At 37.4% G+C, this 12876-nt stretch carries 11 protein-coding genes; 7 read left to right on the forward strand and 4 right to left on the reverse strand.

Translation table 11 applies throughout. From position 1 onward, the window contains the following. Window positions 1-2: 2 nt before the first annotated feature. A complete protein-coding gene (gene fumC, locus DK857_RS18180) occupies window positions 3-1400 on the reverse strand; it encodes a class II fumarate hydratase (RefSeq protein WP_100158199.1) in 1398 nt (465 codons plus the stop codon). Window positions 1401-1979: 579 nt separating this feature from the next. Between fumC and DK857_RS18185 the strand changes: the two genes are divergently transcribed. Then, a complete protein-coding gene (locus DK857_RS18185; protein ID WP_109402931.1) occupies window positions 1980-3659 on the forward strand; it encodes a YdgA family protein in 1680 nt (559 codons plus the stop codon). A gap of 84 nt (window positions 3660-3743) precedes the next feature. On the opposite strand, the gene DK857_RS18190 is transcribed toward DK857_RS18185, so the two are convergent. Continuing rightward, window positions 3744-4712: a hypothetical protein gene (locus tag DK857_RS18190; RefSeq protein WP_109402932.1), complete on the reverse strand. Its 969-nt coding sequence runs from the start codon at window positions 4710-4712 to the stop codon at window positions 3744-3746. 672 nt (window positions 4713-5384) lie between these two features. On the opposite strand from DK857_RS18190, the gene add reads away from it, so the two are divergent. Together add and DK857_RS18200 are read left to right on the forward strand one after the other, a co-directional pair. Next, a complete protein-coding gene (add, locus tag DK857_RS18195; RefSeq protein ID WP_109402933.1) occupies window positions 5385-6386 on the forward strand; it encodes an adenosine deaminase in 1002 nt (333 codons plus the stop codon). Window positions 6387-6523: 137 nt separating this feature from the next. Further along, entirely contained in the window at window positions 6524-6976 is a 453-nt protein-coding gene (locus DK857_RS18200; RefSeq protein WP_193528613.1) for a putative signal transducing protein, read from the forward strand. Window positions 6977-7072: 96 nt separating this feature from the next. Here the strand turns inward: DK857_RS18200 and DK857_RS18205 are convergent, their stop codons facing one another. Further along, window positions 7073-8062 carry a bile acid:sodium symporter family protein gene (locus DK857_RS18205; RefSeq protein WP_109402934.1) on the reverse strand — a complete coding sequence of 330 codons (990 nt, stop codon included), beginning with the start codon at window positions 8060-8062 and terminating at the stop codon, window positions 7073-7075. Window positions 8063-8084: 22 nt separating this feature from the next. Beyond that, the gene (locus DK857_RS18210) at window positions 8085-9128 is read right to left on the reverse strand and encodes an oxidoreductase (protein ID WP_109402935.1); all 1044 of its coding nucleotides are present in this window, start codon (window positions 9126-9128) and stop codon (window positions 8085-8087) included. A gap of 131 nt (window positions 9129-9259) precedes the next feature. On the opposite strand from DK857_RS18210, the gene DK857_RS18215 reads away from it, so the two are divergent. From DK857_RS18215 to rsxC, 4 genes are all read left to right on the forward strand, one after another. Then, window positions 9260-9727, forward strand: coding sequence for a DUF2569 domain-containing protein (locus tag DK857_RS18215; RefSeq protein WP_088495674.1), 468 nt, complete (start codon window positions 9260-9262; stop codon window positions 9725-9727). 94 nt (window positions 9728-9821) lie between these two features. Beyond that, window positions 9822-10403, forward strand: coding sequence for an electron transport complex subunit RsxA (rsxA, locus tag DK857_RS18220; RefSeq protein WP_006536930.1), 582 nt, complete (start codon window positions 9822-9824; stop codon window positions 10401-10403). Further along, window positions 10403-11029: an electron transport complex subunit RsxB gene (gene rsxB / locus DK857_RS18225; protein ID WP_006536931.1), complete on the forward strand. Its 627-nt coding sequence runs from the start codon at window positions 10403-10405 to the stop codon at window positions 11027-11029. The genes rsxA and rsxB overlap by 1 nt, the downstream gene beginning before the upstream one ends. Further along, on the forward strand, window positions 11022-12876 hold a 1855-nt coding region (gene rsxC / locus DK857_RS18230; RefSeq protein ID WP_109402936.1), incomplete at its 3' end, for an electron transport complex subunit RsxC. The genes rsxB and rsxC, both read left to right, overlap by 8 nt.

The following is a 12876-nucleotide window of genomic DNA, read 5'->3' on the forward strand; positions in this document are numbered from 1 at the left end:
ACTTATTTTTTCATACTACCAACCATATCTTCTGGACGTACCCAGCTATCGAACTCTTCCGATGTAAGGTAGTTCAGTTTCAGTGCGGATTCTTTTAGCGTTAAGCCTTCTTTATGCGCTTTTTTCGCGATTTCAGCGGCTTTATCGTAACCGATATGAGTATTTAACGCAGTCACTAGCATTAATGATTCATGCAGTAGTTTATTGATACGCTCACGGTTTGGTTCAATACCAATTGCACAATGCTCATTGAAACTGCGCATACCATCAGCCAGTAAACGGACTGATTGTAAGAAGTTGTCGATGATCATTGGACGATAAACGTTCAGTTCAAAGTTACCTGATGCACCACCAATATTAATAGCAACATCATTACCCATTACTTGAGCACATAACATCGTTAATGCTTCACATTGTGTTGGGTTAACTTTACCTGGCATGATTGAACTACCTGGTTCGTTTTCTGGGATAGCGATTTCGCCAATACCACAACGAGGACCAGAAGCTAACCAACGCACATCGTTAGCAATCTTCATTAATGAAGAAGCTAAACCTTTTAATGCACCATGTGAATGAACTAATGCATCACAAGTTGCTAATGCTTCAAATTTATTAGGAGCCGTTACAAAAGGCTGACCTGACAACTCAGCGATACGCTTAGCAACACGAACTGCATATTCTGGATGGGTATTTAACCCCGTACCCACAGCTGTACCACCTAGCGCTAATTCACAAACATGGGGAACAGAATCATCGATATGTTTGATGCTGTGCTCAAGCATAGCAGCCCAACCGGAGATTTCTTGACCTAATGTCAGTGGTGTCGCATCTTGCAGGTGAGTACGACCAATTTTAACGATATCATGGAAAGCTTCTGCTTTCTCTTTGAATACTTTCAGCAGTGATTTTAATTCTGGCAGTAAATCCTGACGTAATGCAATAACAGCAGCGACATGCATGGCAGTTGGGAACACATCATTTGAACTCTGACTTTTGTTAACATCATCGTTCGGATGGATTTTACGTTCCATGCCACGGATACCACCAAGTATCTCACTACCACGGTTAGCCAACACTTCATTCATATTCATGTTTGATTGAGTGCCAGAACCGGTCTGCCAGATTGCTAATGGGAATTCAGTTGGGTGTTTACCTGCAAGCACTTCATCTGCAGCTGCGATAATTGCATCAGCGCGCTCTTTTGGTAATAAGCCTAAATCCATGTTAACACCAGCGGCTGCTTTCTTTGTGATAGCAAGCGCATGGATAAGTGCAACAGGCATTTTTTCAACTGAAATACGGAAGTGTTCAAGAGAACGCTGCGTTTGAGCTCCCCATAACTGGTCAGCTGGTACTTCGATTTGTCCCATTGAGTCTTTTTCAATGCGAGTGGCTGCCATTTCAATCTCCTTAAGTACACAGAATAATTGATTAATTCCGAATCACTTTCTAGTAAATAACTCGGATACCAGTATCATGCCATAAACAGAATAATAAATATGAGAGCTAAAGCGAGCTTATGAAATTTATAACAGAATGAAATCTGTTGATTTTTTGGAGAAAGTACGATTAGCAATCTTATTTTATTGCCAATGTTATTATTTAAGCTTTCATATTATATCCACACTTATTATGAGCCTTTATTATTCATCATAAATAGAATCACATCACAATTAAATATTGTCTAAATCTAAAAATGAGTAAGAAAAAAGAGTTTTAGTCCTTATTTAAATTATCTTATAAATCATATTCATTTTGCTTTAAACTCATTACGTTAGCGATTAACTAAGTAAGTTCTGATTGCGATTTTATTCCACTAAATCTATATTTACGGTTAATATAGATGGCGATGTATATATGTGGATTATCTATATTTAAATTTAGTAAAATTTATCACCAATTTATCGGGTTGTTTAAGGGTTACAAAACAGCCTTTATAACGTACATCGCCAGATGTACACAGAGGATGGACTAGAATTATGAAGAAATCGCTTGTCGCTGTTGGTGTTATCGTCGCACTAGGTGTTGTTTGGACTGGTGCGTCGTGGTACATGGGCAGTAAAATTGAAAGTCGCTTACAGGAAGAAACGAAACTAGCTAATGTCCAATTGGCACAACTTGCTAAAAATGCACAGTTTGGTGCTGATGTTAAACTTGAAATTCGTGACTATAAGAAAGGGGTTTTCACCTCTAATGCAGACTTTGCTGTCGTGATTTCACAAGATGCTAGTGATGCAGACCAAGAGAAAAAAGTAGAAGAAGTTGTCTTCTCTACTGATATTGACCACGGTCCATTCCCTCTTTCTGATCTGGCTAAATTTAATTTGGCACCAAAATTAGCAGCAATGAATAATACGTTGGTTAATAACAACACAACAAAAGATTTATTCAAGCTAACTAAAGAAAAATCTCTTTTTAACGTTCACACCTCTTTAGCTTTCGATGGCTCTGTATCTGGTGATGCAACATTAAATCCTATCGATTTTGCTGAAAATGGTGGCACAGTTAAAACAACACCATTAACTGTTGAGTTCTCATCAGATAAAAATGCAACAAACTTTTCAACCAAAATTAAAGGTGATCAAGTTGTTGTGACTAAAGATGGTGAAGAAACCTTCACAATCAAGGATATTTCAGGTGCTATTGCTGGAACAAAAGTTAATAACGATCAATACCTATTTAATGAACAGTTATTAAGTTTTTCTGAAATTGCGCATACCAGCAAAGACAAAGCATCTGATTTCTCACTGAAAGATGTTTCTCTTACAACAAAAAGTGATATCAAAGATAAGCTCTTTAATATCTCTCAAACTTATTACTTTAAGTCACTGAATGTTGCGGGGCTCGAATTTGGTGCAGGTAAATTCGGCTATTCTATTGATAAAGCTGATCCTGATGCGATGTTGTTATTAACTAAAGTTTATAACAACTCATTGTTACCATGGAATAAAAACCATTTTGATAATTCAGAAATGGTTGAACAAGCCGTTCGTGATGTTCTGGAGAAAGGCTTAGTTTTCCGTATCGATGAAGCTTCTTTAACTAATAAAAGCGGCGCAAGTAAATTAACCTTTAACTTAGATTTAAATGCTTTTAACGTTAAAGTTTTAGAAAACCAAGAGAAATCACCAGCAGAGTTATTTAACTATCTGTTTAAAAACATTGATTTCAATATTGATTTATCTCTTCCAATGTTAGCTGAATTCCGTAACACCACTCAATATCTTGACGCGGCTCGTTACCAAGAAACCGCATTAACCGATGCTGAGAAAAAAGAAATCGAAGTAGCAACAGCTGCTGACGTTGAGCAGTTAAAAACTGAATTACAACAAAATATCAATCAAATCTCTCAAGATGAGAAAGATGCATTACCACTGATGTTACTTGCACAAGACGGTAATGCATTAAGCATGAAACTGAACTATGCTGCTGATAAATTTACCATGAATGGTAAAACCTACACTTTTGATGAGTTTATGGATGTCACTCAAGCTCCTCAAATGTTAGGTTTAGCTGCAATGTTATTCGGTATGGGCGCATCATCTTACGATTACGATGACTCTGATTATTCAGAAGATGGTTATCAAGAAGAAATGACTGAAGATCCTGCTATCATCGAAGAACAAGAAATCTTAATTCCTGAGCAACAACCAGAATAAGCTCACAATTAAATTTCTATTAGAACCTTAAATAGAACACCCCATTGTAAATAGCACTGGGGTGTTTTTTATATTACCGCTTAATTAACAATCACAATCTTTAGCGGGAGTATGATGATTTTTCCACTCATCTTTACAACATGAATCAATGGTTTTGTTAATTATTCCAGCAAGCGTATTTACTGTTGAGATAATAGAGGTTAATTGCTCACAGACATGCTTGCAATTGGTCTCTTTCTCCTGGGGTTTAGGAATATTAGGCGGAGTTAAGCTATCACAGAGGATCTCTTGCAATACTAATGAAAACTTAGCGATACCTGTTGTGTAGATATAAGAACGCCCTCCTGTTTGCTTCGCTAAGCGTACATACTCTTTTGTAATACTGTCTCTATCAGCAATACTTGGGAAACGATCTAAATTAGTCATTCTATCGTCAGGTGTACCTTGGTAGGTGTACACTTTAACTTTCTCGTGCTGAGCAACAGCTATCGCTTCATTATTTTTTATCACAGCAGCATTAGTAAGAACACCTCCGCCACCTTCCATACCTTCATCGCCCAACACAAAAATGGCACGACGCGCACCATCACGCCAATCAAAGTGCTTACTTAAATCAATCACAGCACGACATAAATCCTCTTTATTACCCGCATGATCACGACCGTCAGCCTCTTTAAACGGCTTTCTTGCCTGTAAACGATTTTCAGGAACACCCAATGCTTTTAAATAATCACTGGCTGATTGATCAAATTTAGTGTCATCCCATGTGCCTTCTATACCTAAAAATGTGACCCGAAGTTTTGATGGGCATTTTTCTGACGCTTCTTGTATTGCTGCATCAACTTCTTTACTCAAATCCGAAGATTCATCAGACATTGAACCACTTGTATCAATAACAACAACCAAATCCAATGCAATCGCACCATCGCCAGTAACGACTTGAGAACCATAAGTAAGATTATTTTCTGATGAAGGAGGAAGTAAGGTTGAAGCCAACAAATTTTTAATTTTATTATTTCTTTTTTCAATATTTAAATCAGAATTATCATTCATAATTATTAGCCTTAAATTTAAATAATAAATTAGCATTAAAAAGTCATAATGTAATGACTCCATTCAATTAAATAGTTATATTTAACGAAGAAGCATTATGGCTTTAATTTCTTTTCCTTTATTACTTATTTAATAATACAGATGTTTTATTTTTTATTTTATATAAAACTGAATAAATTTAAATATAACTAAATTTTAATATTATGCTTTTATGAAAAACATCTTAAATACTTTAGCTAATAAAATTAAAAAAACACACAAAATAGGTAATTTATTGAATAACCAAATGAAAAATTAATATCTTGGCTATTTTTTCTGTTCGTTTATCCCTGAGTAACCTATCAAAACAATTGATAGGATATTTCAATTGTAATGACAGCCCTATTTTTAGATCAAAAACCAATGTATCAGTTAGTTTGATAATACGCGTCAATTACATTGAATATTGTAGCTAATAAATAGGCAGCCCTATTTTTCATTTTTTACTTTTTAACTTGAAATTGAGAAAAATAGTCATTTTTAGCTTCAGAAATAACCAATTTATGTTTATTTGTTAGTGAATAAAATAAAAATAAGTCATAATAACCCGCAACTATTTTATAACTTACCGATTATAAGAAAATCACTATAAACGATAGATTTTCATTATTTCTATTAAAAGGAAAATAACACGTGATTGACACACAGTTGCCTTTAACCGATTTACATCGCCATTTAGATGGTAATATCCGTCCTCAAACAATTCTAGAGTTAGCAAAACAGCATAATATTGCGCTACCAGCTTATGAATTAGAAGCATTGCGCCCTCATGTGCAAATCACAAAGAATGAGCCAAGTCTTGTTAGCTTTTTACAAAAATTGGATTGGGGTGTGGCGGTTTTAGCCGACTTAGATGCATGTCGCCGTGTTGCTTATGAAAACGTGGTAGATGTGGTGAATGCGGGTATTGATTACGCTGAACTGCGTTTTTCTCCTTACTATATGGCAATGAAACATCAACTTCCTGTCGAAGGTGTAGTGGAAGCTATTGTTGATGGCGTACAGAGTGCATTGCAATCTCACGATGTAGACATTCGTTTAATCGGTATTTTAAGCCGTACCTTTGGTGAAAACGCCTGCCAACAAGAACTCAATGGCTTGCTAAAACATCAAGATAAAATTACTGCACTTGATTTAGCGGGTGATGAATTAGGTTTCCCTGGTCATTTATTCCAACCTCATTTTAATCGTGCCCGTGACACTGGCTGGAATATTACTGTTCACGCAGGTGAAGCTGCGGGTGCAGAAAGCATTTGGCATGCGATTAAAGAATTAGGGGCAAGTCGTATTGGTCATGGTGTTAAAGCTATTGAAGATCCACGTTTAATGGACTATCTCGCAGAACATCAAATTGGGATTGAGTCTTGCTTAACATCGAACATTCAAACCAGTACTATCAATTCGTTAGCAGAGCATCCTTTAAAAATATTTTTAGAGCATGGCATTATCGCCTCTCTTAATACCGATGATCCTGCGGTTGAAGGTATTGAGCTAAAACACGAATATACCGTTGCTGCACCGGCTGCTGGATTAACGCCTGAGCAAATCCGCCAGACTCAGATTAATGGCTTAAAAATGGCATTTATTAGCCAAGCAGAGCGTGACGCATTAATTAAGAAAGTCAGCTCACGTTAATATTTTATATAGCTTTTTGATTAAAACCATCTGTTAATCAGATGGTTTTTTTATATTTATTGAAAATAGATGGAATTCTTAATAATTCTTAGACTAAAATTAATTTTCAAGGGGTTACTTATTATTAAGGAAAATCTATGTGGAATATTCATCCGACAAGAGGTCAATATAGATTATTAGCACAGTATCTATCACCACTTGATGCCTCTATTGAAGCAGGCTTTCTTCAGTCAGAAGGTATTGATGCTATTCTTTTAGATGAAAATATTGTTTGGAATAACCAAGTGTATGCTCAAGCTACTGGTGGCGTAAAACTACTGGTTAACTATAAAGAATTTGAGCAAGCGCAAGCAATTCTTAATGAACTTTACCAAGGAAAATATAATATTAACGACCAGTTAGAACCCATCGATTGTGAATTAAAAGTTGATGTGAAAAATAATAAATCTGATTATTTAAATATGGGTTTTGTTTTCTTAATTTATCTTGTATTCGGCTTACCTCTTCCCTTTAAATCTCAACAACCTTCATTAACAGATAAAAAAGAAAATAGTGACCATAACAAGAATGATGCCCCTTATAACAAATAAAAAAAGCACCGATAAAAACTAAGTCGATGCTTTTTCTTATTTATGTAATTATCAATATTTAATTAATATTATTGATTACCCACCAGCTTAAATACGTTATTTCTTTTCAGCTTCTTTAGATTGATTAGCGTAGCGCTGTGCTAACACAGCACAAACCATTAATTGGATCTGATGGAATATCATTAGTGGTAATAACATTACCCCAACAGTCGCTGCAGGAAATAACACATTCGCCATAGGTACACCATTTGCTAAGCTCTTTTTAGAACCACAAAAAACAATAGTGATTTCATCTTCTTTATTAAAACCAAGCAGTCTAGCACTGTATACGTTCACGAAAATGACAATCGCTAACAAAATACAGCTCACTACTGCAATCGTTAGTAGCGACCAACCATCAATTTTATGCCAAATCCCTTCAACAACAGCCTCACTAAACGCAACATAAACCACCAGCAAAATAGAAGAGCGATCCGTTCTATTAACTAATTTTTTATGTTTATCAACCCAACGGCCAATTAAAGGTCGTGATAAATGACCAATAATAAAAGGTACCATCAGTTGCAGTAAGATTGATTGAATAGCCCCTGCCGTGTCGAAATCATCCGCAGAGCCTTGTGTTTGCATTAAAAAACCGACTAATACCGGCGAAAGAAAAACACCAAGAATACTGGATGCAGATGCACTACAAATAGCAGCAGCTACATTTCCCCCAGCCACAGAAGTAAAGGCAATGGCAGATTGAACCGTTGCAGGTAACGCACAAAGATATAAAAAACCCATATAGACTGTTGGTGACATCCATTCAGGCACAATAACTTGTAATCCTAGCCCCAAAATAGGAAAAATAATAAAGGTACTAGCAAATACCGTAAGATGTAAACGCCAATGCCCAAGCCCTGCCAATATCGCCTCTCTAGAAAGTTTGGCACCATGCAAGAAGAACAGCAGTGCTATCGCTCCGGTCGTAAGATATTGGAACAGGACTTTAATATCGCCTTGTGCGGGTAGTAGGGTTGCTAGCGTCACCACACAAATCATAATCATGAGAAAAGGATCAAGTTTTAGTTTTTGCCACCAAGACATTAGATTTAACGCTCCCTTTTGCTTATAGCGTAATAGTTTGTTTTAAACGATTAGAAATTTCGCCAGCTTCAATCAAACGCATAATGGCTGTTGCTTGTATTGGCGTAACAGGATTTTCTTCACCCAATGTAATTGCACGATAAATTTGTTGATAGTAAGCGGGATAATCACCAGAAAGTGTAGTGAGTTTGGTTGTCTCTAACTCACCAGACTCTGACAATGTTGTTAACTCACCATCTAAACTATCCATTCCCCAATTATAAGTTTGATTAGGGAGATAACCGGCTTTTAAGGCATCTTCTTGGGTATCTAGACCATATTTAACATAACTGCCTTTTGTCCCATGAATAGCAAAAATAGGTGTTGGAGACGCAACTAACATAGATGCATGAAGAACGACTCTAAGATTGTCATATTCTAGTAATGCATGAAAGTAATCGGCATTTTTTGCATTAGGACGTAATTGAGCAATATCTGCAGTAATTGCTTTAGGTTCACCAAATAGGCAAATCGCTTGGTCAAGAACATGAGGCGCGAGATCGTACCAAAGTCCACCGCCAATTCCTGCATCTTCTCGCCAACGTTGACGCACTGTTGGACGGAAACGATCAAAATGCGCTTCATATGCATTGATATCGCCGAGTGTTTTATCCGCTAAAAGTTTTTTAACGGTTAAGAAACCGGAATCCCAACGACGATTATGAAAAACAGAAAGGAGTTTACCGGCATCTGTTGCTTGCTGAGTTAATTTTTCAGCTTCTTCCAGTGTCAGTGTAAACGGTTTATCAACAATAACATGTTTACCTTTTTCTAGAGCCTGTGAAGCCAGTGAATAGTGAGTATTATTCGGCGTTGGAATAATGATTAAGTCTATTGAGGGATCATTAATAAGTGCTTGAGGGTCTGCATAAACGGTAATGTGAGGAAAATCTTGTTTAACTTTATTTTCATCAGAGCTTGAAATTGCACTAAGATTTAAACCTTCGGTTGTTGTTATTAGCGGAGCATGAAAGGTTTTACTTGCATAACCATATCCGATAATCCCAACATTGAGTTTAATTGCCATAACCCTATCCTATTTTTATATGCTTTTTTATTAACAAAAATCACTTTCACTTTTGTAGCTAAATAAATAATAACAAAGTTTGTGATAATATCCTGTTTAGTTCTATACATACGAGTAGGAATAATTAATTAATGAAATTTGATCTCAAAGCAAACACGCAGAATAACCTTTCAGGAAAAGCGCCTATTACAGGGTGGCTGCTTGCGCCATTGGCTTATATGATCTTGTCAGTGATTGGTTCTGGGTTGATGTCTGTTTTGTATATTATTAAATATTTTTCAGACTTTTCGATCCTACACCAGCTTCCTTTTCATTTGATCTCAAGTTGGTATCTCTCCGCGTTAACAACATGGGTGATGTTTAGTTTTACGCTTTATCTACTAAGACAATTTTTTTATCGTGCTAAAAACTTTCCGCGTCTATTTATTTTTTGGTTGCTTATCAACTTACTATTAGCAATCAAGAGTTTTGGTTTTGCACCTGTTGACGACCAAACAGCATTACAATCCCTTCTATGGTCTGTTTTCTCGACTGTCTGCTTTGTGCCTTATATCAAGTACTCTAAACGTGTTCGTGAAACTTTCACACAAGTTCGATAACTTCACCCCTTTACCCTTGATATTATATACGCTTGTTTAGCCTCTTTATTTCAGGAGGCTTTTTGTTTCTCTGTTTAACAATTTTGGCATAACAATGACTGATTACTTGCTTCTATTCGTCGGCACCGTATTGGTGAATAACTTTGTACTCGTCAAATTCCTTGGTTTATGCCCATTTATGGGTGTATCAAAAAAATTAGAAACCGCTATTGGTATGGGATTTGCGACAACCTTTGTTATGACTCTCGCCTCGATTAGTTCTTGGCTGATGGATAATTTTATTTTAGTTCCTTTGGACTTACTTTATTTACGCACACTGAGCTTTATTTTAGTTATTGCAGTAGTTGTACAATTCACTGAAATGGTCGTAAGAAAAACAAGCCCAACACTCTATCGTTTATTAGGGATCTTCTTGCCTTTAATCACTACAAACTGCGCTGTATTAGGTGTGGCATTATTAAATATCAATCAAGCTCACACATTTATGCAATCTGCCGTTTATGGTTTTGGTGCAGCCGTCGGTTTTTCTCTTGTAATGGTATTATTTGCTGCAATTAGAGAACGCTTAGCCGTCGCCAATGTACCCGCACCATTTAAAGGTGCTTCAATTGGTTTAATTACCGCGGGTTTAATGTCTCTCGCCTTTATGGGTTTTAGTGGTTTGGTGAAACTGTAATGAATTCTTTATGGATAGCAATTGGCGTACTTGGTGCGCTAGGTCTTATCTTTGGGCTAATTTTGGGATATTCCGCACGCCGCTTTAAAGTGGAAGAAGATCCTATTGTCGAAAAAATTGACGCAATATTACCGCAAAGCCAATGCGGACAATGTGGTCATCCTGGGTGTCGTCCTTATGCAGATGCAGTCGCAAACAATGGTGAGATGATTAACCGTTGTGCACCGGGTGGCGAACAAGTGATGTTAAAAATAGCTGAATTGATGGGTGTTGATCCTCAACCACTTGATGGTGACGAAGAAGCATTAAATCCAATTAGAAAAGTCGCCTTAATTGATGAAGATAATTGCATAGGATGTACTAAGTGTATTCAAGCGTGCCCCGTTGATGCCATTGTGGGTGCCACACGTGCTATGCACACCGTTATTGAAGACTTATGTACTGGATGTGACTTATGTGTGCCTCCTTGCCCTACTGATTGTATAACTTTGGTTCCTGTCAAAGTCACAACCTCAAATTGGAAATGGGATTTAAATACAATCCCTGTAAAAAACATTCCAGCAGAGCCAGAAGAAACACCTGAAGATGAACCGTCATTAAAGACGGAGGATAACGCTCATGTTTAATCTCTTTTCACTATTTAAAAAAGATAAAATCTGGGATTTTAAAGGCGGCATTCATCCTCCTGAAATGAAAATACAGTCCAGTCGTACACCAATGCGTATCGCACAATTACCAGATGAAGTGATTATTCCTATTCATCAGCACTTAGGTGTACCGGGGCAACTTTGTGTCAGCGTAGGTGAGCATGTCTTAAAAGGCCAACCGTTAACAAAAGGGATTGGTAGAACATTACCTGTTCATGCATCTATCTCTGGTACAGTTACAACAATAGAACCTTTTCCAAGTACTCATCCTTCTGGATTACCTGAAATTGCAGTAAGAATTCAATCTGATGGTAAAGATGAATGGCGAAAAAAATCCCCTATCATCGATTATCAATTAGAAAGTAGAGAAACATTACTTAACCGTATCCATGAAGCTGGTATTGCAGGATTAGGCGGTGCGGGATTCCCAACTGCATCAAAATTAAAAGGTGGTGGTGACCTCGTTAAAACACTCATCATCAATGCAGCTGAGTGTGAACCATATATCACAGCAGACGATCGCTTAATGCAAGAACATGCTGATGAAGTGATTGCTGGATGTCAGATCTTAATTCACCTTCTCTCTCCTGATGAAGTGTTAATTGGTATTGAAGATAATAAGCCTGAAGCCATTGAGTCATTAAAACACGCTTTAAGTGCTGTACCTGATGAGAAGCGTATTTTCATTCGTGTCATCCCAACTAAATACCCATCAGGTGGTGCTAAACAACTGACTAAGATCTTAACCGGTAAAGAAGTCCCATCAGGAGGACGTTCGTCTGATATTGGCGTCTTGATGCAAAACGTAGGTACGGTTGTTGCCATCAAACGTGCCATTATTGATGATGAGCCATTAATTGAACGTGTTGTCACAGTCACAGGTAATGGCGCTAAAACACCGGGTAACTTTTGGGCTCGTTTAGGCACACCTATTTACTCATTACTAAAACAAGCTGGTTTTGTTGCAGGCTCTGAGCAGATGGTAATTATGGGAGGGCCATTAATGGGATTTACCTTACCAGACTTAAATGCCCCTGTTGTTAAGATAACCAACTGCCTACTGATTCCTTCAGTCGAAGAGATGGATACAGATAACCTTGAAGAAGCCTGTATCCGTTGTGGTCATTGTGTTGATGCTTGTCCTAGTGGTTTATTACCTCAACAACTTTACTGGTTTAGTAAAGGTAAAGAGCATGAGAAAGCGCAACAACATAATTTATTTGATTGTATTGAATGCGGTGCTTGTGCGTTTGTTTGCCCTAGTAATATCCCGTTAGTTCAATACTATCGCCAAGAAAAAGCAGAAATACGTGAAATTGATGCAGAAGCAAAACGCGCGGCTGAGGCAAAAGCACGTTTTGAAGCGAAAAAAATACGTATGGAACGCGAAAAACTGGAACGTGAAGCCAGACATCAACGTGCCGTAGTTAAACTTGATGATGAAGAGCACGGTGAAGTTCAATCTGCACTTTCTCGCGTAAAAGCAAAACAAAGTATTGGCAAAATTATTTCTGTTAAAGCGGGTGAAGAGCCAGATAATACAGCCGCTATTGCTGCACGTAAAAAACGTAAAGAGGAAGTAAGAGCAAAACAAGCTGCTAAATTAGCACAGCAAAAAGCACTAGAAGCCTCGAGTGAGAATATAGCGAGTGAAAGCGAAGATGCTGATCCACGTAAAGCCGCCGTTGCTGCTGCATTAGCGCGTGTTAAAGCTAAAAAAGCACAACAAGCTTCTGAAACATCTTCAACTGTAGAAGCTCCTGTTCAAAATGCTGAAACAGAAGAAGTCGACCCACGCAAAGCCGCCGTTGCTGCCGCTATTGCCA

The sequence above is a fragment of the Proteus terrae genome (genome assembly GCF_003144325.1).
In the GTDB taxonomy this organism is placed as follows: domain Bacteria; phylum Pseudomonadota; class Gammaproteobacteria; order Enterobacterales; family Enterobacteriaceae; genus Proteus; species Proteus terrae.